Raw genomic sequence first — 23,338 nt, 5'->3', positions numbered from 1 at the left:
CGGACCCCGAAAGGTGTGCGAGGGTCTGCGTCGCCGAAAACTCCCCTGGGCGACTCGTCCCTGACGGCTGGAACGTGGGATCAGGGGGCGCCGCCTCGGTCGATCGCCTCTTCACCCAGCGGTTCCGGGTGCTTGACCGCAAAGCTCTCCGCCCACTCGGCGGCGACGTCGCGTCCCAGGTGTCGGTTGACCCCCACGGTCACGGCCATCGCGATCAACGCCCCCAGGCTCGCCAGCGCCATGTCCTTGTGGGCGTCCCAGATGTCTCCCTGGGTCCCGAGGTACGCCGCTCCGAGTTCGCCGCCGAAGATCTCGGCCGCGGCCCATTCGATCAGCTCGTAGATCATCGACGACGACATCGTGAGATCGAGGGGCAGGAAGTAGCCCCAGAAACCGCGCACGTCGGCGACGCGCAGGAAGAACTCGCGGATCGGGTAGGCGAGCAGCAATCCGTAGCTGAAGTGGACCAGGCGATCGAAGTGGTTGCGTTCGAAGCCGAGTGCCTCGTTCAGCGAGAACCCGAACCAGCGCTGGCAGGCCTCGTCGTAGGGCACCAGGGAATAGGTGTAGTGGGATCCGACCTCGTGCAGCGCCAGGAACAGGAAGATCAGCGTGTAGGAGACGCGCGACAGCGGCAAGCGTCGGTAGCTCGCCACCAGAACTCCGACGAGGGCGAACACCAGCACGTTCTCCATCAACCAGGTGGAGCGTGACACCGGATCGATGGCCAGCACGACGAATTCGACGGTCAAGAGACCGCCGAGGACCCAGAAGAGCGAGCGGTACGAGGGCAGGGCGCGCCTCAGGCGAGGGTCAGCTTGCGGTAGTCGACCGTGCGCCACGTCTCGGGGCGCATGGTGATCCGCACCGACGTGTCGCTCGCTTGGGACTTCACGTAGAGGTCCCCGAGCTCGGTGCCGAAGTAGCGGCGCGCCATCGGCCGGGTGTCCCGCTCGAGATCGGCGGGTTCGGTCGAGACCACCGGTCCCTCGACGCTCACGTACTGATAGGCCGGCGGCTCCTCGACCTGCGCCACGAGGCTGAAGCGGCCCGCCGCGGCGATCGCGCGGCCTTTGAGCGAGTCGGGGCCGGTCAGCACCCAGAGCCCGGCATCCGGCGCGTAGTCGTACCAGATCGGCGCCATCAACGGCGGAGCACCCGCCTGCTCGATGCCGATCACGCCCACATGGACGTCGGCGAGGAACGCGTCACGATCGGCTTTCGTCATGGCCAGGGACATCGGAACCCTCCTGCGCGTCGCGGCAGCGTACCGTTCCGTCGCGGCGAGGGCCCGTCGTGCCCGGGCCGGTGCACCGCCGCCCACGCGCCCGCCGGCTTCTCGCCGTCGACCTCGCTACACCCCTGTCGTGAACCTCCCGTACTCCTCGGGCGCCGCCTTCGAGCGCATCACCGGTGCCAGGGACGCACTCTTCGCATTCAGCTGTGAGCATGCGGGCCGCGCGCTGGATGGGTTGCGGTTGTCAGCGACCGAAGCCGCGCTCGCCGCCGACCACTGGGGATGGGACATCGGGGCGGGAGACCTCACCCGAGCGCTCGCCCAGCTCACCGGCAGCCCCGCCGTGCTCTCGACCTTCTCGCGCCTGGTCTGCGATCCCAATCGCGGCCCGGACGAGGAGAGCTTCGTGGTCGACACGGTGGCGGGACAGGCGCTCGCGTTCAACCGCGGCCTCCCGCCCGAAGCGCGGGCCGAGCGCGCCCGGCGCACCTTCGAGCCCTACCACGCCGCCTTCGACGCGATGCTCGCGGAGCAGGTCCGCACGCCGCCCACGCCGTGGCTCTGTTCGGTGCATTCGTTCACGCCCGAGTTCGACGGTCACGCCCGCGAGATGGAGCTCGGCGTCCTGTTCGATGCGCACGAAGACTGGGCCGAGGGGCTTGCGGAAGCGCTGGGTGCCCAGGGGTTTCGCGTTGCGCGCAACGAACCCTATTCGGGCTACGCCGGGTTGATCTACGCCGCGTCGCGCCACGGTCGCGCCCATGGGGTGCCGTATCTCGAGATCGAGGTGCGCAACGATCTCCTGCGTTCGAGCGAGGGCGTCGAGGCGGTGGCCGAGCGGGTGGCGCGCGCACTCGTCGCCTCACGCGAGGCGCTCGAGGTGGACCGCTCCGCCGGCTGAGGTCCGGCTATGCTGGACCCATGTTCGACACCCTCGACCATGTGATCCTGGCGGTTCGCGACCTCCACGCGGCGACCCGCGACTACGCGACGCTCTTCGGACGTCGGCCGGCCTGGCGCGGAGAGCACCCCGGTCAGGGGTCCGCGAACACGCTCTTCCGGCTCGGGAATACCTATCTCGAGCTGCTGGCACCCGAGGGCCCCGGGCACACGGCGAGTCTGCTGCGCCAGCGTCTCGATGCGGTGGGGGAGGGCCCGATCGGGCTCGCGCTGGGGACGGCCGACGCCGACGCCTGCCACGCGACGCTCACCGAGCGCGGCCTCTCGCCGGCCGAAGTCGAACCCGGCATGGGCCGCGACTCGGACTCGGGTGTGTACCGGCGCTGGCGGCGCGTACCGCTGCCCCTCGAACACACGCGGGGCGTGTTGCTCTTCGGGATCGAGCATCTCTCGCCCGCCGACATGCTTCCCGAGTCGACGGCGGTCGATGCCGAGGCGAGCTGCATCTCGGGGATCGATCACGCTGTGGTCCAGACGGCGGACCCGGAAGCGGCGATTCAGCTCTACGGCGACGGGCTCGGCCTGCGCCTCGCACTCGACAAGAGTTTTCCCCAGTGGGGCATGCGCCTCATGTTCTTCCGCGTCGGCGGCGTGACCGTCGAGATCGCGCATCCGCTCGAGAACGCATCGGCGCTGGGAGACACGGATCGACTCTGGGGCATGACCTGGCGGGTCCCCGACGCGGATGCCGCCCACGCCCGACTCAGCGCGGCGGGGATCGAGGTCTCCGAGGTGCGGAAGGGCCGGAAGCCCGGGACGCGCGTGTTGACCGTGAAGAGCGGAACCTGCGGCGTGCCGACACTCCTGATCGAACCGGACACCGCTTGAACGGAGCGCCGGAGTGACCGAGCTGCGCCGCGATCCCTTCCGCGGCGAGGGTTGGATCGATCGACTCGTGCTGCCGTTCGTGCGCGAGCCGACCCTGTGGCCGATCGGCCTGGTCCTGCTGGGACACGCGATCGCGTTCCTGGCGCCGCTGCTCGTGCTCGCGGTGCGCGACCGCGCGTGGCTCGCGGCGCTGGGTGTGCTGGTAACGGCGACGCTCAGCGTCCTCGCCCTGCGGCGAGAGCAGCGCCTCACCGGCGGCTTCGGGGCGTGGGCGGCCGTCACCGGCGCGACCTGGGCGCTCTCGATCGCGGGAGCGGTGGTCGCTGCGCGGTGGGGACTCGTCTAGCGCTCGCTCGCTGGGACCCCGGGCGCGTGCCCCGGGGACGAACTAGAAGCGCGACGCCCGCAGGGTCACGTCGGCCTTCGCAAAGGCTTCGCGATGTCCCTTCTCGGCCCATTCGGCCTCGGCGGTCTTGCCCTGGGCGCGCAGGCTCTGGGCGAGACCGAAGAGGGACCACCCGTTGCGCGGGTACTGTTCGAGGTCGACGCGGTAGACGGCTTCGGCCTCGGCGGCGCGATCGGCATCGAGCAGCACCGCGCCGAGGGCCTGACGCGTCGGGAAGTACCACGGCGGCGGCTCCATGTAGGCGAGCGCGTCCTGCGCATCGACGGCCGCCGTGAGCTGGGCGATCGCCGAGTCGTAGTCCTTGCCCGCGGCCGCGAGTTCGCCCGCGAGGTGGGCGCGCCCCACCTCGAGCAGCGCTGCCACCGACGCCACGCCGCCGGAAACGATCAGACCCGCGGCGCGTTCGGACTGCGCGGCCGCCACCAGCTGCTCGAGCTCGCTGCGCGCCATGTCCGGGCGACCCAGGCGCACCTGGGCCAGGCCGCGCGTGTAGTGCCAGACGCCGGTCAGGTAGACGAGGCTCGCGTCGGGCCGGGGCACGCCGAGCACCTCGTCCCAGCGCCCGAAGCGCGCAAGGGTGAGCATCGGCACCGTCGAGAACTCCTCGAGGAAGTCGAACTGGGCCATTTGATCGGCAGTACGGGTTTCGAGTTTGCGGGCGTTCGTGAGCGCGACCTGGCTCTGGCCCTGGGCCGCCGCGGCGGCCCACAGGAAGTGGATGTTGTGGGGGTAGTAGAGCGCGCGGTAGAAGACGCCGGCGCGACAGGTCGCGAAGAACGCCTCGTCGGCCGCGGCGGCCTTGCGGTTCAGCTCGGTGGCTTCGTCGTAGCGACCCACCCGCCAGAAGATGTGGGACGGCATGTGGACGAGGTGTCCCGCCTCGGGCGCCAGGCCGCCCAGGCGCTCGGCGGCGGGGACGCCGCGCTCGGGGAAGTGCTCCTCGACGGCGTGGATGTAGTAGTGGTTCGCGCCGACATGGTCGGGCTGCACCGCGAGTACGCCCTCGAGCAGGTCGAGGACTTCTTCGGTGTGTTCCCGCGGCTCCGCTTCGTCGGTCCAGTAGTTCCACGGGGTGAGATCCATCAACGCCTCGGCATAGAGCGTCGCCGCGTCGGTGTCGGCCGGGTCGGCCTCGTGGAGCTTGCCCATCGCGTCGGCGAAGGCGCGGTCGCGCGGGCTGCGGTCCTCGAGGGGCTCGGCGCCGTAGCGCGGCTGGATCGCTTCGATGTAGGCGCGCTCGCGATCGCTGACGCCCGCCGCGAGTTGTTGCGCGCGTTGCGCCGCGAGGAACGCCTGGCGCTCGGCGTCGGGACCCATGGGGGCGTTGATGTTCGGGCCCAGGGCGAGTGCGATGCCCCAGGCGCACATGGCGCAACCCGGGTCCTCGACCAGCGCCGCTTCGAAGGAACGGATCGCCGCCTCGTGGTTGAAGCCGAACACCAGGATCAGCCCCTGATCGAAGTAGGCCTGCGCGGTCTCGCTGGTCGTCGTGATCGGGTGGTGTTGATCGCCGAGCCCGCTGAACAGCTGCGGCGCCGTCGGCGCGTCGGGCGTTTCGGGAGCTTGCGTCGCCGGAGCGCACGAGAGGCCGAAGCACATTGCGAGCGAGACACCGAAGCCGAAGAGTCGTCGACCCATGATTCCGTCCTCCCGAAGACCGCGACCCGAGCGAGCGGCCCGATGTGAGGCGTCAGGATGGGCGATCCGGGACCGCGCTGTCCACGCTCGCGCCCGCTCGAAGTTCAGCGGGCGGCGGTGGTCGGCCCGGTCGCCGCCTCGCTGGGGTCCCGGGGTTCGCTGGGTTCGTCGGCCAGTCGGCAGCGCACCCGTCGCGGTTCGCGGCCCGGAGGTGCGAGGAGCCGCCCTTCGGGGTCGGCGCCCGCGCAGGCGGCGTCGGGGGCGTGCAGCCGCACCCAGACCGGTCCGCAGCCCTCGCGCACGACGACCCGGTGGCCGCCGTCGGGGGTGCGATGCATCGGCCCCGGGCGGATCTCGCGCACGGGATGCAGCGAGGGGAACCACCCCACGCCCACGACGCCATGGGCCGAGGCGCCGGGGCTGAGCTCCACTTCGAGAGCGCAGCCGCGGAAGCGGGCGACCGCGACGCCTCCCATGCGCCAGTCTTCCACGAAGCCGAGTCGAGCGAGCCAATCGGCTTCCTCGGGTCGACCGGCGAACACGACGTCCTCGAAACCGACCGCCTGGGAAGCCAGGTGGGTCAACAGCGCGCGCCGGTAGGCCGGGTCGTCTCCCCGGGGCGTGCGCGTGAGATCGCCCACGTAGCCGCGGTCCACGGCCGCGGGCAGGCGCGCGGCGGCGTCGTCCCGCACCAACACGTGGTGCAGGCTCGGGTTCAACGCAAAGCCGTAGGGCGTGATGCCGCCTTGGCTGGTCGCGTAGAGCTGACCCAGATTGACCCAGGGCAACGCGAAGGGAACCGGCCCGTCGGTCGCCTGCTGCGAGCGAGCGCCCGACGCGAACACGATCGGCAGCCGCGGCCCGCGTCGCTCCAGGGGTTGCTGCACGCCCGCCCAGACCGCAGCGCCCTCGGCTTCGAGTCGTTCGTGAAATGAAGCGCTCCAAGCGGTCGCACTCAATGCGAAAACGCTGCAGGCGACGGCGATGCTCGGCTGGCGAGTCGGCCAGCGTTCGAGGGGCAGTGTCAGCAGCAGGGCGGCGACGCCGAAGGGCAGGAAGCGCGGCGAGAAGAAGTCCCAGGCGGCGAGGTCCAGGGGCAGCAGCACGCCACACCCGAAGAGCAGAGCGCCTCCGCACCAGAGCGCACGGTCCTCGGGCGTCGCACCCGCGCGCCGCACGCGCGTCGCGGCGAGGGCGAGACCGACCAGCGCCAGCCCGGTCAGCGGCCAGGCGCGCCAGGCCGGTCCCGCGGCGAAGCAGCGTCCCGCGCACCACCAGGGGGCGAACCGACTGGCGGCGTCTGCCGGGCCCGCGTTCCAATCGGTCAGCTGATCCCAACCCGAGGACAGCAGCAGACCGGTCAGTAGCGCTCCCGGCAGGGCCAGGCCGGCGATGCGGAGCACGGCCGCTCCCTTGGCGTCGGGCGCGGCACGGAACCAGAGCAGCGCCGCGAGCAGGACCCCGGCGAGGAACGCCGCGACCAGGTGAAGCCAGGCGACCGCGGTGAGCCCGAGCGCCAGGCCGGCGGTTTCGAGGCGGCTGTCTCGCGGACGCGCGAAGGCCCAGCCGAGCAACGCGAAGGCGGCGCCGGTGGCCGCGTAGAACGCGAGGAATCCCATGTAGAAGGTCCAGCCAAACGCCACGCCCGACAAGGCAATTCCCAGCCACACGCGATCGCGGTGCAGGCTCCGCGCCCAGCCGAAGGCGCCGGCGGCGAACAGGACCGCGAGCACGGCCAGGGTGGCGCGGTGGGCGTCGGGCCAGTCGAGCCAGCGGTTCAGCGGGGCGAAGACGGCCGCGTAGCCCTGGCTGGTGATCGGGGCTCCGGCGACCAGCCAGTCGCTCCAGCCGCGCTGCGGGGACTCGAGGTGTTGGGCCACATGGACCGACCAGAGGTGCTGGGGGCCGTCGTGGGTGGGGAGGTACTCGGGGCCGAGGGCGGCTGCAGCGATCCCGACCCAGACGAGCACGCCCACCGCCCAGGCCGCGAGCTCGATCCAGCGCCTGCGCGGGGCTTCGGCGGCCTCGGCTCCCATGCGAGAAACCATCGGGATCTCGGGCACCTAGCTGTAGTGGTTTCACTCAACCGATGCGCCCTTCGGACCGATGGAAAGGGCGAGGTCGCAGATGCTGTCCGTCGTGGTCCCGGTCTACAACGAGGAAGAGAACCTCCTGCCGCTGGCGGAGGAGCTCACCGATGCGTTGCTGGGTCTGACCGCGCCGTTCGAGATCCTCTTCGTGGACGACGGCAGCACCGATCGCAGCCCGGAGATCCTGGCCGAGCTGGCGTCGAAGGAAGACTCGATCAAGGTCATCCGCTTCCGGCGCAACTTCGGTCAGACCGCCGCGATGATGGCGGGCATCGAACACGCGCGTGGCGACGTGATCGTCGGCCTGGATGGGGACGGCCAGAACGACCCCCACGACATTCCGCGCCTGCTCGACAAGCTGGCGGAGGGCTACGACGTCGTGTCGGGCTGGCGTCGCGATCGTCACGACGACCGCGGTCGCGTCTGGGTCTCGCGCGTGGCGAACCGGTGGATCTCCTGGGTCACCGGGGTCGCCCTGCGCGACTACGGCTGCTCGCTGAAGGCCTACCGCCGCGAGGTGATCGAGTCGGTGCGTCTCTACGGCGAGATGCATCGCTTCATCCCGATCTACGCCACCTGGATGGGCGCCCGCGTCACCGAGATCGAGGTGAACCATCGGGCGCGTGCGCACGGCACCTCGAAGTACGGCTTCGAGCGGATCGCCAAGGTGTTTCTAGATCTGCTCGTGGTCCAGTTCCTCGGGCGCTACGCGACGCGGCCCATGTACGTCTTCGGCGGCTTCGGTCTGATCAGCTGGGGGATCTCCTTCGCCTCGGCTGGGTTCGCCTTCTACCGGAAGTTCTTCGACGCGACCTCGTTCATCCAGACGCCGCTGCCCCTGCTGTCGGTGATGGCCTTCATCACCGGCGTGCTGAGCATCCTGATGGGGCTGCTCGCCGAGCTGCTGGTGCGGACCTACTACGAGTCGCAGGCGAAGCGTCCCTACTCGATCAAGCAGTCGCTGAATCTCGACTCCGACGAGCCCGCCTGATGTGCGGCATCACGGGAGCCTGGGGCGGGCCGCCCGAGCCCGTGGCGCGGATGACGCGCGCGCTCGCGCACCGCGGTCCCGACGACGAGGGCCTCTGGTCCGATCCCGAGCGCCCGGTCCACCTCGGCCACCGGCGCCTCGCCGTGATCGATCCCGAGACCGGCTTCCAGCCGATGTGGACCGCCGATCGTCGGTTGGGGATCGTGTTCAACGGCGAGATCTACAACCACGCCGAGCTGCGCAGGCGGCTCGAGGAGCGCGGCCACCGCTTCCAGTCGGACCACTCGGACACGGAAGTGCTGCTGCACGGCTACCGCGAGTGGGGCGAGACCCTGCTCGAACAGCTGAACGGCATGTGGGCGTTCGCGCTCTACGACCGCGACCGCGAAGAGCTCTGGCTGTCCCGCGATCGCTTCGGGCAGAAGCCGCTCTACTGGTCGTTCCGTTCGGGCGTCTTCGCGTTCGCATCGGAGGCGAGCGCCCTGCTGATGCACCCGAGCGTTGGCCAGGAGCCCTCGACGAAAGGGCTGCAGAAGTACTTCGCCTACGGATACGCGCCCGCGCCCCACACGATCTACCGCGACGTCCACAAGCTCCCGGCGGGTTGCATGCTCCGCTATGCCGAGGGGAAGACGCCCAGCATCCGTCGCTACTGGGAGTTCCTGCTCGAGCCGGAGGAGCCCGTCGGCGACGACTTCGACGAGTCGACCCTCGAGCCCCTGCGCGAGCGCCTGCTCGCGGCGGTCGAGCGGCGGCTGGTCGCCGACGTCCCGATCGGCGTGTTCCTCTCGGGCGGGATCGACTCGACTTCGATCGCCTTCGCCGCGCAGACGCTCTCGAAGTTCGGGTCGCTGCGCAGCTTTTCGATCGGTTTCCAGGACCCGAGCTTCGACGAGTCGGGGCACGCGGAAGCCGCCGCCGCCTTCGTCGGCACCCAGCACGCGACCTCGCTCTTCACCGCCGAGCACGCGGCCGAGATCTGGCCCGACCTCGCCGCGCGTCTCGACGAGCCCTTCGTCGATCCGTCGCTGCTGCCCACCTCGGTCCTGTGCGCCTGGGCGCGTCGCGAGGTGACGGTGGCCTTGTCCGGAGACGGCGCGGACGAACTCTTCGCGGGCTACGACCCGTTCCGGGCCCTGGGCTGGGCGCGTCGCTACGCGCGCTGGGTTCCGCGGCCGATCCACGCGGCGATTCGCATGCTCGCGACCCGCCTGCCCACGTCGCACCGCAACCTGGCCCTCGGCTTCAAGGTCGATCGCACGCTTCGCGGGCTCTCGTATCCGCCAGCACTCTGGAACGCCGTCTGGATGGGTCCGCTCGAGGCGAAGCAGGTCGCCGAACGGCTCGCCGCGCCGATCGAGCCCGAGGATCTCTACGCTGAGGCGATCGCGGCCTGGGAGAGCGCGCCCGGCCTGTCGGACGTCGATCGCACGCTCCAGTTCTTCACGCGCCTCTACCTTCAGGACGACATCCTTCCGAAGGTCGACCGGGCGAGCATGCAGCACGGACTGGAGGTGCGTTCACCGTTCCTCGACATCGCCCTCGTCGATCTCGTGCGCCGCATCCCGGCTCGCTACAAGCTCCATGGCAAGCACACGAAATGGGTGCTGAAGCAGGCGGTCAAGCCGTGGCTGCCGCGTCCGATCACCACCCGCGCGAAGAAGGGCTTCGGGGTTCCCATCGGCCGCTGGTTCGCGGAAGGGCAGGAGCCCTTCGACGTCCCGCTGCGCCACCCGCTGGCACGACTCCACGCCGACCTGCATCGGCGCGGGCGCCGCGACCATCGCCTGCACCTCTACGCCGAGTGGCTGCTCGAGCGCCTCCGCGAACCGGCGCCGGCGCTGCCGGCCCCCGAGGCGCCTGCCCAGGATTGACGGCACCCCTGCGGCTCGGGTACCCACCCGAACGTGGCGGAGATCCCCCTCGTCGACCCGGCCGTGGTCGACCTCGCGCGTCTGACGGAATGGATGGACACCCAGGGCCTGGGAAGCGGGCCGCTGGAGGACGTGACCTCCCTCGCCGGTGGCACCCAGAACGTGCTGCTCCGGTTCGTGCGAGACGGACGCGCCTACGTGCTGCGTCGGCCGCCGCCGCACTTGCGGAAGAACAGCAACGAGACCATGCGCCGCGAGGCGCGCGTGCTCGCGGCCCTCGCCGACACCGACGTGCCGCACCCGCGCTTGATCGCGGCGGCGCCGGAGGAGGACATCCTCGGGGCGTCCTTCTACCTGATGGAGCCGATCGACGGCTTCAATCCGACCCAGGGTCTGCCGTCACTCCACGCCGGGGACCCGGCGGTGCGACGTGCGATGGCGTTCGCCCTGGTGGATGGAATCGTCGCCCTCGGAAACGTCGACTATCTCGAGAAGGGATTGACCGGCTTCGGCAAGCCCGAGGGCTACCTCGAGCGACAGGTGCCGCGCTGGCAGGCCCAGCTCGACAGCTACAGCGAGTTCGAGGGCTACCCCGGGCCCGAGATTCCGGGCGTCGACGCCGTCGCGCGGTGGCTGGACGAGAACCGGCCGCGAACGTTCCAGCCCGGCATCCTCCACGGCGACTATCACATGGCGAACGTCATGTACTCCCCCACCGGTCCCGAGCTCGCGGCGATCGTCGATTGGGAACTCTCGACGGTGGGCGATCCGCTCCTCGATCTGGGCTGGTTGCTCGCCACCTGGCACGACCCCGAGTACCCCTCGATGGCCGCGGTGCGCTTCGAGCAGTGGGACGGCATGCCGAACGCCGATGCCCTGGTCGCTCACTACGGCGAGCGCGCCAGTCGCAGCGTCGACGAGATCGCCTGGTACGGCGTCCTTGCCTGCTACAAGCTCGGCATCATTCTCGAGGGCACCCACGCTCGCGCCTGCGCGGGGAAGGCGCCGAAGGCGACGGGCGATCTGCTCCACGCCTCGACGCTCGGGCTCTTCGAGCGGGCCCACCGCATGATCGCGCGCGGCTGAGTGCAGCTCGTCCCGCCCGAGCAGGGAAGGGCGGCCTAGAAGAACGCGTCGGTCGTCTCGGCGACGTCGCGCACGAAGAGCGGCTCGATGGCATGCGCGGCGACGTCGGCGGCCATCGCGTCGGCGGACGGGGCCTCGCCCGCCGATGCGCCGGCTGCGAGCGTGGTCTCGAGGATGCGCGCATCGCTCGAGGTGTTGAGGAAGAGCCCGGGGCGCGCGAGCACGAAGCGGACCGCCCGCTCGATGGCCGCCGGGTCGAGCAGGGGCTCGTACCAGCTGAAGCGCCGCTTCTCTTCGGGCGCCCAGCGGCGTCGTGCCACGGACTTGATCGTCTGGACCGCGATACCGCGCTCGGCGCAGACGTCGAGGAGCCGCTCGAGGTCGGCCGCGTACTCGGCGTTCTGGAGCATCGTGTAGTTGTAGGGCGTGAGCACCGAGTCGAAGGGGAAGCGCTCGAGGCTGCGCAGGTGCATCTCGGCGGTGCGGGTGCCGTGGCCCGTGACACCGAGAAAGCGCACGAGGCCCTGGTCCCGGGCTTCGATCAACGCCTCGAGTGCGCCGCCGGTGCCCAGCGCCTGCTCCCACTCGGTCGGGTCGACGAGGTTGTGGAGCTGGATCAGGTCGACGGATTCGACCCCCAGGCGCTCGAGCGAGCGGTGCAGGCTCTCGCGGGCACCTGCGGCATCGCGGGCTCCGGTCTTCGTGGCGAGAAAGACGGCGTCGCGGTGCTCGCGGAGCCAGGGGGCGAGGCAGAGCTCCGAGTCGCCGTAGGAGGCGGCGGTGTCGATGTGGTTGACCCCGTGTTCGAGGAGCATCGCCAGCAGCGCATCGGCGCGTTCGCGCTTCATGGCGCCGAGCGCAGCGGCGCCAAAGATCACGCGGGAGCTGCTGTGACCGGTCGATCCGAACGGGGCGAGGGGAAGGGGCATCGAAGACTCTCCGGGTGCGGGCCCGCGAAGCATAGCCGCGTGCCGGGCCGTGCGGCGGAAGCGCGTGCTGGCTAGGGTGCCCCCCGTGTCCCGGCCCGTTGCAAAGGTGCTCTCCGCTCTGTCCGCCGGCGTTGCGGTGGTCGCGCTCATCGTAGGCGCGTGGTCCGCGTCACAGTTTCGGAGCGCCACCCTGGCGCGTCCCTGGTTCGTGGCGCCCCACGCGATCGCGGCGGCACCCGACGCCACCCTGTTCGTCGCGGTGCAGCGCTTCGAGATCCAGGCCTACGCGAGCGACGGAACGCCGATTCGGGCCTGGCGCTTCGCTCCGCCTGGACAGGTGCGTCTCCAGTTCTCGGACGACGTGCTCGAGGTGGCCTACCCGGACAGCGAGCGCGTGCTGCGGTTCGGGGCCGATGGTTCCGATCAGGGCCAGGGCAGCGATTCGGGGGCGTACGAACGCTTCGGCGCCGAGGGCGAACGCTCGGTGCTCGTTGGCGACGCCCACTTCGTGCTCGAGGCCGAGGGGCTCGTGCGGGTGACGCCCGCACCGCGTCAGCTGCTGGTGCCTGCGCCGCCCGCTCCGCTGGGCTTCTTCGGCGAGCGGCCGCTGCTGCCCGTCACCGGGGTGTTGTTGCTCGCGCCGCTGGGAATGGCGGCGAGCATCGCCTTCGGTCGCCATCGACCCGACTGAGCCGCACACCGTTTGCCCGGGCGCGCCACGCCACGGGGAACTCTCTGCGCGGACTCGGTGTCTCTTCGTGCTCGGGTGACACGGAGGTGTGGCGATGTCCACAGGGTTCGATTCGATCGCGCAGTCCCATCTGCTCCGGGTGCTGGCGCTGGGTTTCTTGATTCTCGTGCTTCATATCCCGGTGAGTCTGGTCCGCGGGCTCATCGAGGAGCGGCAGCTGCGGCGATCCGAAGCGGTCCACGAGGTCAGTCAGAAATGGGGTGGCAACCAGGTCGTCGAAGGGCCTTATCTGGTGGTGCCCTACGAGCTGCGCAGCGTCGAGACGGCGCCCGATGGGACCCGGCGGGTACGGACCTACCCGCGCCACGCAACCTTCCTCGCGAAGGATCTGCGCATCGACGGGGCCGTCGAAGGCGAGGTGCGGGAGCGCGGCATCTTCGAAGTGCCCGTCTACAGCGGAGCGCTGGCCCTCGGCGGTCAGTTCGACCCGCCCGACTTCTCGACCTGGCGCGTGCCCGAGGAGCAGATCCAATGGGATCGCGCCGTGCTCGCGGTCAAGATCACCGACGCGCGTGCGATCCAGGCGCCCGTTCAGCTGCGCTGGGGCGGGCGGGAGCTCGAGTTCGAACCGGGGCTCGGCTACGCCGGGGCCCTGGGGAGCGGCATCCATGCGAAGATCGGCGATCCGCGCAGCCCGGAAGCCGTCGCCTTCGAATCGAAGCTGCGTCTTCACGGCAGCGGGGGGCTCTACGTGGCGCCGCTCGGCGCGCACACCGAGGTCTCGCTCCGCTCGGACTGGCCCCATCCGAGCTTCCAGGGCGCGTGGCTGCCGACCGAGCGAAGCGTGACGACCGGCGGGTTCGAAGCGGAATGGCGGGTGTCGTCCCTGGGCCGGAGCTATCCCCAGGCATGGACCTCGGAGAACGAGCCCCACGCCGCGGTCGCGTCGTCCCACTTCGGCGTCGACTTCATCACGCCGGTCGACCCCTACCGGCTCTCCGAGCGCGCCGCGAAGTACGATCTGCTCTTCCTCGGGCTGACCTTCCTGGCCCTCTGGCTCTTCGAAGTGCTCGCGGGCGTGCGCGTCCACGCGGTCCAGTACCTGCTGCTCGGCGCCGCCATGAGCCTCTTCTACCTCCTGCTACTGGCGCTCTCCGAACACACCGGGGTGTCCTTCGCGTATGGGGTGGCGACCGCCGGCATCGTCACACTGATCGCCGGCTACGCGGTAGCCGTGCTGGGACGCCGGCTCCGAGGGCTCGCGATGGGGGGCATCGTCGCCTCGCTCTACGGGTACCTCTACGTGCTCCTGCGCAACGAGGACCACGCCCTACTCGTCGGCTCGCTCGGGCTCTTCGTCGTGCTCGCCGCAGTGATGTGGCTGACGCGACGGGTCGACTGGTTCGAGCAGGTGCGCTGGACCACTCCGTCGGAGCCGGGACCGGTGCAGACCTGATCCGAACCGGGCCACGGAGCGTCCCGGTGTCGAGTCCTCGTGATAGGCTCGGCGCGGGAGGCGCTCCGTGGCACAGCTCGATCTTTCCGTCGATCCGCGCAAAGAGTACGAGCGCAAGATCATGTCGCCCGAACAGGCAGCAGGCCTCGTCGAGTCCGGCGAGATGGTGTGGATCCCGAGTGCTCATCTGCCGCCCGCGATCCTGGCCGTGCTCGCGACCCGCGAGGCCGAACTCCGCGACGTCGTGATCCGCAGCATCGTGATCCCGGACATGGGCTGGTTTCGCGAAGACGCGGCCGAGGCCTGGAACCTCCAGGTCCAATACGCCCTGGCGCCGGACAATCGACGCGCGCTCGAGAACCGCCTGATCGACTTCCACCCGTTCCACATGATCCGTCAGCACAAGGTGCGGGATCACCGGGAGGGGCAGGGAAGGCCGATCGACAACCTGCTGCTCTGCGTGTCCCCCCCGAACGAGCGGGGCTACGTGTGCGTCGGGACGGCCGTCTGGGACGCGGTCAGCAGCGCAAAGCGCGCCAAGCGCGTGATCGTGGAACAGAGCGACGCGATGCCGCTCACCCGGGGCGACAGCTGGATCCACGTCTCCCAGCTCGATGCGATCGTGCTCGGAGATCGCCCCCGCCTGGGCGCACCCGACCCGGACCCGGCGAGCTTTCCCGAGCTCGACCGCGCGATCACGAAGCACCTGAAGACCCTGGTGCACGACGGCGCGACGATCCAGGTCGGCACCGGGAAGCACACGATGGCCGCCATGATGCTCGGTGCCTTCGATGACGCGAACGACCTCGGCTACTTCGGCGAGCTCACCGTCCCGGGGACGATCGAACGCGCGCGGCGCGGGATCATCACCAGCCGCTACGCGGAAGTGCACCCGGAACGCTTCGTGGCGTGCAACATGGGGAACAGCCTCGAGGACTTCGAGACGATCGAGCACAACCCCTTCTACCAGCTCCGCTCCTTCGAGCACACGAACGATCCCACCGTGATCGCCCGCCACGACGACATGCTGACGGTCAATGGAGCGCTCACGATCGACCTCACCGGGCAGATCGGGGTGTACGCCCTCGGTGCGAACATCTACAGCGGGCTCGGGGGCCAACTGGCCTTCCACCTGGGCGCCGCGCTCTCGAAACGCGGCCGAGCCGTGACGCTGCTGCCCTCCTCGGCGAAGGATGGGGAGGTCTCGACCATCGTCCCGCAGTTCGATGCGGGCCAGATCGTCTCCATCCCGCGCGAGATCGCCGACACGATCGTGACCGAGCACGGCGTCGCGAACCTGCTCGACAAGAGCGTGCGCGAGCGCTGCGAGGAGCTGATCCGGATAGCACACCCCGATCACCGCGATTTTCTGCGCGACGAGGCGAAGCGGCTCTACTACCCCTGAGTGGCTTCACCCGGCTTGCGCGCGGCTCCGACCACCTGCAGGCCGGCGTCGGCCAGGCCCGGGAGGCGCAAGCAGGCGTCGTCGAAGCGCGCGAGCGCGCGGGTGATCGCGCGGATCCCGGGGAGGAAGCGCAGCCAGCGATTCACGACCAGGACGTCGCTGTTCATCAACACCGTGAACGCGAAGAACCCACAGGTGCGCCAGGTCTCGGGTTCGAGGCCGGCGTCCCGGAGCGGAGGCAGGGTCTCCTGCTTCAGCAGGGGGCGTTCGGTCTCGTGGTCGAGGGCCGGTGAGAGTCGGTAGACCACGGCGCGGAGTGCACGCCACAGCCAGAAGTCGCTCACGGGTTCGCGCCAGAGGAAGCGCCCGCCGGGCTTGAGCACCCGGGCGATCTCGGCGAACAGACCCGCGCGGTCGCTCACGTGATGGATCCCGCCGAACATCAGCACGTGGTCCAGACTCGCATCGGGTAGGGGCAGGCGGGTGGCATCCCCCTGGAGCCAATGGAGTCGACCGGGCGCGCGGACCGCGGCGGCTTCGAGCATGGAGACCGAGATGTCGACGCCCAGGCCTTCGTCGACGCGGTCTCCCACCAGCGCAAAGGCTTCGCCGTGACCGCAGCAGAGTTCGGCAGTGGTGCCGAGCCGACCGGGCCCGAGGGCTTCGAGGAACACGTCATCCAGATAGTCGTTGTACGCGATGGTGTGGGCGTAGCCGAGGCTCTCGATGTATTGGGACGCCACCTTCTCGTAGTGCGCCTGTTGCCGGCTCGCATCGCGGGTCTCGGGCACTTCGGCGAAGAGGGGAATGGTCCCCGCGTGCACCGGGTAGCGGTGACCCGAGCGCTCGGCGACCAGTGCGCCGTCCTCCCAGACCAACGGCTCCCCGGTGGCCGGGCAGCGCAGCAGATGCAGCGGAAGCGCGGTCTTCTCGGCGGGCGCGGCGGGGCGCGCGGGCGTCGCGTGGCTGGGCATGCTCCCTCGTTAGCGACCGGTCGCACGGGGGTCTTGAGGTGGCGTCGGGGCTAGGCGCCCTCGGCGTCGAGGTGCACCTGTAGGGCTTCGCCCACCCGTTCGCGGTCGATCAGGAAGGTGTCGTGTCCGTAGGGTGCGTCGAGTTCGACGTAGGTGACCGCGGCTCCGTTCTTGCGCAGGGCCTCGGCCAGCTCGCGCTGTTGCCAGACCGGGAAGAGCACGTCCGAGGTCACGCCGATGACGAGGGTGGGACAGCTCACCGCGTCGATCCCGGGCTGGCCCTCGCCGGGTTCGCCCAGGTCGAAAAGGTCCATTGCCTTCGAGATATAGAGGTAGGAGTTCGCGTCGTACTGGAGGCAGAACTTCTCGCCCTGGTAGGCCAGGTAGCGCTCCACCTCGAAGTCCTCGTCGAGGCGCGGGACCGCGTCGCCATCGGTGCGCGCGCGGCCGAAGCGACCCTGCCACTCGGGCCCCGAGCGGTAGGTGATGGTGCCGATCTCGCGCGCAATCTTCTGCCCGCGGTGCGGGAAGCTCTGCCCGTAGTAGTGGCCGTCGCGCCAGTCGGCGTCGGCCATCACGGCCTGACGCTGGACGAAGCGCAGCGCGATCGACTGGGGGTGGGAGCGCAGGGCGGCGGAGATGCTCACCACGCGTCCGACCCGCTCTGGGGCGAGGGCCGCGATGCCGAGCGACTGCATGCCGCCCAGCGAGGCGCCGACCGACGCGTAGAGCTTCTCGATGCCCAGATGATCGAGCATCGCGAGCTGGGCGCGGATCATGTCGTTCACGGTGAGGATCGGGAAGTTCGTCGCGTAGGGGCGACCGGTGCGGGGGTCGGTCGACGCGGGCCCGGTGCTCCCGTAGCAGCCGCCCAGCAGGTTGCTGCAGATCACGAAGAAGCGATCCGTGTCGATCGGTTCGCCGGGGCCGATGAACTCCTCCCACCAACCCGGGCTCGTGTTCAGCGGATGACTCTTTGCGTGGGACGAGGCCGAGAGACCGGTGTGGAGCAGGATCGCGTTGTCGCGTTCGGGTGACAGCGTGCCCCAGGTCTCGTAGGCGAGGGTGAACTCGGGGAGCTCACCGCCCCACTCGCAGCGGAACGCTTCCGGGTGGTGGAAGGTGGCGTAGCCCGAGACGACGCGGTCGTAGTGGGGCTCAGGGCCTTCGAGGACGGATTCTTCGCTCATGGGGGTCCGCGCCGGGCGCGCCTCCGCAGCATAGCCCGAGCGGGGCCCCGGCCGCGCACCCGGGGTCAGGGGGCTTCGGTCGTCTCCGGGAGCGCGGCGAAGTCCAGGTAGATCGGCGACGACCAGGCGCGCGGCGCGTGGGGCGCGAGGCAATCGCCGTCGCCCTCGCTGCCGTCGCACAGGTCGACCCCGGTGCAGCGCCCCGCGTCGTCCCGGGTGCAGCGCAGGTTCCCGGCGTTGATTGCGGGTTTCTCGGCTTCGTAGGCCCGGGCGTAGTAGAGGACGTCCTGGCCGAGCGTCGCGAACTCGGGGTCGAGCACGGTGGCGACGCATCCCACCGGGTCGGCCTCGCAGGTGATGACGCGCCACGGATCGTCGATCCGTGTCCCCATTTCCTGCCCGGGGGCCGTTTGGGGGCGGATCCGCACGATCTCGATGCGGGTGATCGGGCGCCGCTCGTCATCGGGGAAGTAGCACTCGCCCTTGCAGAGGTGCTCCATCCGCTCCTCTCCCAGGGCGGCGAGGGTGTCTTCCGGGCAGCCCGGCTTCTGCTGGAAGGAGCCGACGGCGCGCACCTGGAAGACCGGGGCATCGGACATCTCGGCTTCTCCGCCCATCGGGATCGTCTGGCCCCGCGATCCCGGCGGGTTCAGCAGATCGAACCAGAGCAGCATCCGGGGACCGCTGGTGCCGTAGACCTCGCGGCGCTGCATGGCGTCCCAGATGGCGTCGCGATCGCGTCCCGCGGCGTGTACGGCGATCAGCCCCCCGGTTCCCAGGAAGGAGGTCTGGCGCTCCATCTCGAACACGTTGAAGCCGGGCGCGTCGACGTCGAAGGGGCGCGAGACCGGAACCGGTTCCTCGCTGCCGCCGCCGGTGAGGAGGGCGAGGCCCTCGTTGTCGCCAGCGATGTCCTGGGCGTCGGTCATCCCCCTGCGGTGGATCTCCTTGTAGCCCGTGCCGGCGCGCGCGAAGTGGGTGTCGCTCGACGCCATGAACCCGAGTCGGAAGCGACGCGGTTTGGCGTCGGCCGCCTCGGGGTCGAAGTTCCCGAGCCCTGCGATGTACTGGGCCGAAGAGGCCGGCCGGTAGTTGAACGAGGGTTGGTTGCAATCGAGACACTGGCCCGCGTCGAGCCATTCCTCGGGTCGGCTGCCGGGAACCGTCAAGTGTGGGGCCACGCCAGCCGCGGCGGCGTGGGCGCGGGCGGTGGTGGCTCGTTCGTCACACTCGCCGTCCGATTCGCCTGCCGCGAGGCAGCGCTCGCGAATGATCTCCCCCGCTCGCCAACAGGTGGGCAGGTAGTCGTCGGTCGGAGGCGGACACTCGGGTTGGCCGGCTTCGTCGAAGCGCACGGCGCGAAAGTCGCGATAGACCTCGGAGTCGCCGTGACCCGAGTAGACCTCGATCAAGCGCTGGCGGTCCGGGTCGTGCATCGAGCCGGCGAGCTGTTTGTCCCAGGAGGAGCCGGGTGGCGTGTAGAAGCCCCAGGTCGTGCCGTGGGGGATCACCAGGGAGGAATGGCCCCAGTCGTCGAGCTTGCGGAAGAGCTCCGCCGGGGTGGCCGCGGCTTCGAGGCACTCGAGGGGCAGGTCGCGCACGGGCGTGTCGGGGTCGCACAGGGCGCGCCCCGTACGTTCCGCGAAGTAGTAGGCGAGGTCGTGCATGCGACCGCCCACGGCGAGCGCCGCGACGCCCAGTCCCAGGCTGGGTGCGGGCAGATTGACGCTGCGCAGGGCGGCGATCGGTCGCGTCGGGATGCGCGCGTCGTCGAGGTGCTGCAGCACGACGTTCTTGTGCCCGTAGTGATTCTCGGGTCGCGTCCCTACCTGCGTCCACTCCCAGCCGAGGTAGGCCACGACATCCGGATTCGAAGGGTCGCCCGCGACCTCGTTGCACTGGCGGATCGAATCGATCGTTTCGCGCCAGTGGCGCTGGGTGATGGAGAAGGCGTGGTCGTTGATCGACCAGAAGTCGAGCCCGGAGCAGTGGCGCGCGAAATCGCAGGCGTCGGCGGGGGGATGGGCACCTTCGCCGCCGCCCATCGGCAGGCTGAACATGAAGGCGTCGAAGGAGAAGGTCGTGTGTACGTGCAGGTCGCCGAACAACACCTGCTTGGGGCGCGCGCCGAGCGCGGTGCCCGCGGCCCGGTCGGCCTCGCTGCGGGCGGTCACCCGCGCATCGGAGAGGCGCTTGCCGGCGATCTCCCCGGGGCCCTCGTGGCTGCCGAACCAGCCCTTGCCGGCTCCCCAGACGAAGAGCAGGCCGATGGCCAGGATCGCGAGGCCTACCCCAAGGATTCTCGATACCACGTGAATTCTCCCGTCGGGACCCGGTGCACCCAGGTGAGGCGCCAGCTGACCTCGAAATCACGCAAGCGTCAATGCTTCTCTTGCGCGTTCGTGGGGACGCAGCCGGGACGCAAGCTGCGTTCGCCTTGCCGCTTCGTTGCGGCGGTTTCGCCACGTGCGCCCGACACGAATGGCGATCGTGCGGCCACTCCTCCCACAGGAGTCCCACCATGCCTGCACCGCAATCGTCTCCGAAGTCGGCTTCTTCCTCCCAGCGCGTCGCGCCCACCCTGTGGGCGGTGGCGAGCGGCAAGGGCGGGGTCGGGAAATCCGTCGTCAGCTCGAGTCTCGCGATCGGCCTGGCCCAGTCGGGGCCGCGCGTCGTCGCGGTCGACCTCGATCTGGGTGGGGCGAACCTGCACACGCACTTCGGCTGCGAGACGGCCCGCCACACCCTGGCGGACGTGCTGCGCGGCAAGGTGCCGTCGCTCGAGGACGCCTTCGCCGACACGTCGGTCCCCGGTGTGCGTCTCTTGTCGGGCGCGCGTTCTCCGCTCGACGCGGCGAACCTGAAATTTGCCCAGAAGCAGAAGCTGCTGCGCGACCTGCGCAAGGTCGACGCCGCCCACGTGGTGCTCGACATCGGCGCGGGCAGCGCCTTCAACACCCTCGATGCGTTCCTGGTCGCGGACCGGCGTGTCCTGGTGATCACGCCCGAGAAGCCGGCCATCGAGAACGCCTATCACTTCCTGAAGGCGGCCTTCTTCCGGTCGCTGCGCGCGGTCGCCAAGGAGCCGGAAGTGCAGGGCGTCCTGCTGCGGGTGCTCGACGACGCCCGTCGCCGCGGCGCGACGCCGCGCGAGCTGGTCGAGGCGGCGCTCGAGACCGACGTCCACGCGGGGAACCGCCTGCGCGCCGCGATGCGCGCCTTCGAGGTGGAACTGGTCGTGAATCGCGTCGAGCAGGACGGCCACGATCCGGGACCGGAAATGGCGGCTGCCTGCGAGGGACACCTCGGCGCCGTGCTGCGTCCCGTGGCGTCCCTGCTGACCGATGCGGCGGTGCCCGCCGCGGTCGAGCGCGAGGTGCCGGTGCTCCAGCTCTTCCCGGGATCGGCCTTTTCGAAGGGCATTCACCAGATGGTGGAGGCGCTGCTCGATCCCGACCTGCGCAAGCGTCGCCGCAAGGCGCCCGCGCCGGTCTCGCTCTCGGCGAAAGCCTCGGCGCGACTTGCCGAGCGTCGCGCCGCGACGCGCAGGGAGCACGTGCGGGTCCGCCCGCCCGAGCGCCCGAGCGACGTGGTGCTCCCCGCCTTCACGGGGGACGATCCGGCCGGTCACCTGCGCGTGTGCCGCGAGCTCCAGGGGCACAGCCTCGAGACGATGGCGTCGCGTACGAAGATCCGAAAGCTCGCCGAGCTCGAGGACGAGGCCTTCGCGGCGCTGCCGCCCGAGCCCTACTTGCGCGGCTACGTGCAGCAGTACGCCCAGATGCTCGGAATTCACGAAGCCGACGAGGTCGCGGCGGCCTACCTGGAGCGCTTTCACGAGAACCGGGCCGGCAAGCGCCAGAACTGGCGGCAGGCCATGATGAAGGCCCTGGGTCTGGGTGGAAAGAAAGCGCGCCGCGAGCCCGAGGCGAAGGCGAACTCCGAAGCCGCAGGCGAGGGCGACCCCATTCATCGCAACGCCGCGGCGGCCGTCGAGTTGGCGTGTGCGGGCGGGCCCGAGCTCGACTTCGAGGTCGAGCTGGCCCCGCACTAGCTCAGCGCAGCCCGTCCCAGAGCCGACGCTCGTCGCCGTTCGGGTCGAGGCGAAGGGCGACCTCGTCGCCGAACTCCTGCGTCGGGACGCGGCTCGGGTCGAAGGAGGGCCACTCCCCATCGAGGGCGTCGCAGTTCGGGTCCTGGCCGTGCACGAAGGCGGTCCAGCAGGCGTGCATGCGGTCGGCGAGGGCCGTGGGCGTGGGACCCTTGCCGAGGAAGCCACTGACACCGGGTCGCTCGAGGTTGTGGAAGGTGAAGGGAATCTCGAGCGCGTGGGTCGCGCCGAGCTTTCCGCCGAACGCCCGCGACTTCCACGAGAAGAGATAGAGGAAGGCGTTGCCTCCGGCCGCGGTGTGGGTCTCGCAGAGCTGCAATGCCGGGATGCGAAACAGCTGATCGGTCGTCATGGCCGTTGCGATCTCGCCCGCGGAAGCCCCGGGACGCGAAGCGCGGTAGGTGGCGAGGGCGGCCTCGGCGTCGGGGAAGAGGTTCGCGGCGAGGCGCGCTAGCCGGGCATCGTCGAAGTCCTGATAGCCCCAGAGCGTGGTCTCGTCGGCGTTCGTTCCGACCAGGAGCGGAATCTCGCGGAGCGCTCCGTCGGCGATCGTCTCCAGGGGCGGGCGGGGCAGAGCACCGCCGAGACTCGGCTGGTAGGCCAGACTCCCGATGCCGGCGCGTGCGGCTTCCGGGTGTTTGACCACCTGCTCCTGCGTGCGTCCCTGGGCCTCGAGGATCGCCTCGACCGGCGCATTGCGCAGCGCCGCCGCCGAGTCGGCCTGCAGCTGATCGAGGAAGATGCGTCCCACCTCGGCGCCGAGGGGCTCGGTCAGGTGGTGGCGCGCGGCGCCGCTCTGCAGGATCGCCGCCCGGAACAGGCCGCGGGCCTCCGGCATGCCCAACAGGTTGCCAATGCTCATCGCCCCGGCGGATTCGCCGGCCACCGTGACGCGGCTCGGGTCGCCGCCGAAGGTCGCGATGTGCTCCTGCACCCAACGCAGCGCGCAGAGCTGGTCGAGCAGGCCGAGGCGTCCGGTTTCCGCGAACTCGGGCACGTCGAGGGGGAGCTGTGCGAAGCCGAGGGCCCCGAGTCGGTAGTTGATGCTCACCGTCACGACGTTGCCGCGCTCCGCGAAGGAGCCGCCGTCGTACCAAGGAATGCCGCCCTTGCCGTGGACGAAGGCGCCGCCGTGGATCCACACCAGGACCGGCCGCGCCGCGTCGTCCAGCGCCGGGGTCGAGACGTTGAGGGTGAGACAGTCCTCGTCCCACTCGACGGGGAACCGGGTCAGTCCGGTGCCGGGGAGTTGGGGGGCGGCCTTGCCGAACGCGCGGGCGGAGCGCACGCCGCTCCAGCCCGGGTGCGGCTCGGGCGGTGCGAAGCGGCGATCACCTGTGGGCGGAGCGGCGTAGGGGATGCCCGCGAACAGCAGGTGACCACCACGATCGCGGCCCTCGAGTTCACCCACCTGCAGCTTTGCGATCGGTCCCATGACGGTCCGGCCTCCTCGACCGGCACTGTTCGGTTCG

19 protein-coding genes are annotated in these 23,338 nt (G+C 70.2%); 10 read left to right on the top strand and 9 right to left on the bottom strand.

From position 1 onward, the window contains the following. Positions 1-80 precede the first annotated feature (80 nt). Together AAF430_15025 and AAF430_15020 are read right to left on the bottom strand one after the other, a co-directional pair. Positions 81-752, bottom strand: coding sequence for a DUF2238 domain-containing protein (locus tag AAF430_15025; GenBank protein MEM7411543.1), 672 nt, complete (start codon positions 750-752; stop codon positions 81-83). Positions 753-802: 50 nt separating this feature from the next. Beyond that, positions 803-1,240, bottom strand: a complete 438-nt coding sequence (locus AAF430_15020) for a pyridoxamine 5'-phosphate oxidase family protein (protein MEM7411542.1) — start codon at positions 1,238-1,240, stop codon at positions 803-805. A gap of 127 nt (positions 1,241-1,367) precedes the next feature. Here AAF430_15020 and AAF430_15015 point away from each other — a divergent pair, with 127 nt between their 5' ends. The 3 genes from AAF430_15015 to AAF430_15005 are packed head-to-tail and all read left to right on the top strand — an operon-like array spanning position 1,368 to position 3,371. Further along, positions 1,368-2,138 carry an N-formylglutamate amidohydrolase gene (locus AAF430_15015; GenBank protein MEM7411541.1) on the top strand — a complete coding sequence of 257 codons (771 nt, stop codon included), beginning with the start codon at positions 1,368-1,370 and terminating at the stop codon, positions 2,136-2,138. Positions 2,139-2,158: 20 nt separating this feature from the next. Next, positions 2,159-3,025, top strand: coding sequence for a VOC family protein (locus AAF430_15010; GenBank protein MEM7411540.1), 867 nt, complete (start codon positions 2,159-2,161; stop codon positions 3,023-3,025). A gap of 13 nt (positions 3,026-3,038) precedes the next feature. Further along, on the top strand, positions 3,039-3,371 hold the full coding sequence (locus AAF430_15005; GenBank protein MEM7411539.1) for a hypothetical protein: 333 nt from the start codon (positions 3,039-3,041) through the stop codon (positions 3,369-3,371). A 42-nt stretch (positions 3,372-3,413) separates the two neighbouring features. Here AAF430_15005 and AAF430_15000 read toward each other — a convergent pair whose 3' ends face one another. Together AAF430_15000 and AAF430_14995 are read right to left on the bottom strand one after the other, a co-directional pair. Continuing rightward, positions 3,414-5,069 carry a hypothetical protein gene (locus AAF430_15000; GenBank protein MEM7411538.1) on the bottom strand — a complete coding sequence of 552 codons (1,656 nt, stop codon included), beginning with the start codon at positions 5,067-5,069 and terminating at the stop codon, positions 3,414-3,416. 104 nt (positions 5,070-5,173) lie between these two features. Continuing rightward, positions 5,174-7,105 (bottom strand): hypothetical protein, encoded by a 1,932-nt coding sequence (locus AAF430_14995; protein ID MEM7411537.1) that lies wholly within the window; start codon positions 7,103-7,105, stop codon positions 5,174-5,176. A 91-nt stretch (positions 7,106-7,196) separates the two neighbouring features. Here AAF430_14995 and AAF430_14990 point away from each other — a divergent pair, with 91 nt between their 5' ends. From AAF430_14990 to AAF430_14980, 3 genes are all read left to right on the top strand, one after another. Then, the gene (locus AAF430_14990; GenBank protein MEM7411536.1) at positions 7,197-8,150 is read left to right on the top strand and encodes a glycosyltransferase family 2 protein; all 954 of its coding nucleotides are present in this window, start codon (positions 7,197-7,199) and stop codon (positions 8,148-8,150) included. Continuing rightward, positions 8,150-10,024 (top strand): asparagine synthase (glutamine-hydrolyzing), encoded by a 1,875-nt coding sequence (asnB, locus tag AAF430_14985; protein ID MEM7411535.1) that lies wholly within the window; start codon positions 8,150-8,152, stop codon positions 10,022-10,024. Before AAF430_14990 ends, asnB begins: the two co-directional genes overlap by 1 nt. 93 nt (positions 10,025-10,117) lie before the next feature. Further along, positions 10,118-11,110, top strand: a complete 993-nt coding sequence (locus AAF430_14980) for a phosphotransferase family protein (protein ID MEM7411534.1) — start codon at positions 10,118-10,120, stop codon at positions 11,108-11,110. Positions 11,111-11,145: 35 nt separating this feature from the next. On the opposite strand, the gene AAF430_14975 is transcribed toward AAF430_14980, so the two are convergent. Then, on the bottom strand, positions 11,146-12,039 hold the full coding sequence (locus tag AAF430_14975) for an aldo/keto reductase (protein MEM7411533.1): 894 nt from the start codon (positions 12,037-12,039) through the stop codon (positions 11,146-11,148). Positions 12,040-12,124: 85 nt separating this feature from the next. Here AAF430_14975 and AAF430_14970 point away from each other — a divergent pair, with 85 nt between their 5' ends. From AAF430_14970 to AAF430_14960, 3 genes are all read left to right on the top strand, one after another. Beyond that, a complete protein-coding gene (locus AAF430_14970; GenBank protein MEM7411532.1) occupies positions 12,125-12,730 on the top strand; it encodes a hypothetical protein in 606 nt (201 codons plus the stop codon). A 94-nt stretch (positions 12,731-12,824) separates the two neighbouring features. Continuing rightward, positions 12,825-14,186 carry a cell envelope integrity protein CreD gene (gene creD / locus AAF430_14965; GenBank protein ID MEM7411531.1) on the top strand — a complete coding sequence of 454 codons (1,362 nt, stop codon included), beginning with the start codon at positions 12,825-12,827 and terminating at the stop codon, positions 14,184-14,186. Positions 14,187-14,253: 67 nt separating this feature from the next. Beyond that, entirely contained in the window at positions 14,254-15,591 is a 1,338-nt protein-coding gene (locus AAF430_14960; GenBank protein MEM7411530.1) for an acetyl-CoA hydrolase/transferase C-terminal domain-containing protein, read from the top strand. On the opposite strand, the gene AAF430_14955 is transcribed toward AAF430_14960, so the two are convergent. The 3 genes from AAF430_14955 to AAF430_14945 all read right to left on the bottom strand — a co-directional run bounded on the left by AAF430_14955 (position 15,582) and on the right by AAF430_14945 (position 20,067). Further along, complete coding sequence (locus AAF430_14955) at positions 15,582-16,565, bottom strand: methyltransferase domain-containing protein (GenBank protein MEM7411529.1); 984 nt, start codon at positions 16,563-16,565, stop codon at positions 15,582-15,584. The genes AAF430_14960 and AAF430_14955 overlap by 10 nt on opposite strands. Before the next feature lie 50 nt (positions 16,566-16,615). Next, the gene (locus AAF430_14950; protein MEM7411528.1) at positions 16,616-17,755 is read right to left on the bottom strand and encodes a homoserine O-acetyltransferase; all 1,140 of its coding nucleotides are present in this window, start codon (positions 17,753-17,755) and stop codon (positions 16,616-16,618) included. Positions 17,756-17,820: 65 nt separating this feature from the next. Beyond that, complete coding sequence (locus AAF430_14945; protein MEM7411527.1) at positions 17,821-20,067, bottom strand: DUF3604 domain-containing protein; 2,247 nt, start codon at positions 20,065-20,067, stop codon at positions 17,821-17,823. 209 nt (positions 20,068-20,276) lie between these two features. Between AAF430_14945 and AAF430_14940 the strand changes: the two genes are divergently transcribed. Beyond that, positions 20,277-21,809, top strand: coding sequence for a helix-turn-helix domain-containing protein (locus AAF430_14940; GenBank protein MEM7411526.1), 1,533 nt, complete (start codon positions 20,277-20,279; stop codon positions 21,807-21,809). A 1-nt stretch (position 21,810) separates the two neighbouring features. Here the strand turns inward: AAF430_14940 and AAF430_14935 are convergent, their stop codons facing one another. After that, complete coding sequence (locus AAF430_14935) at positions 21,811-23,301, bottom strand: carboxylesterase family protein (GenBank protein MEM7411525.1); 1,491 nt, start codon at positions 23,299-23,301, stop codon at positions 21,811-21,813. Positions 23,302-23,338: the final 37 nt, after the last annotated feature.

It is taken from the genome of Myxococcota bacterium (genome assembly GCA_039030075.1).
Taxonomy (GTDB): domain Bacteria; phylum Myxococcota_A; class UBA9160; order UBA9160; family SMWR01; genus JAHEJV01.
Note: the sequence above shows the minus strand (reverse complement) of the source record. Positions and strands in the feature narration are given on the sequence as shown.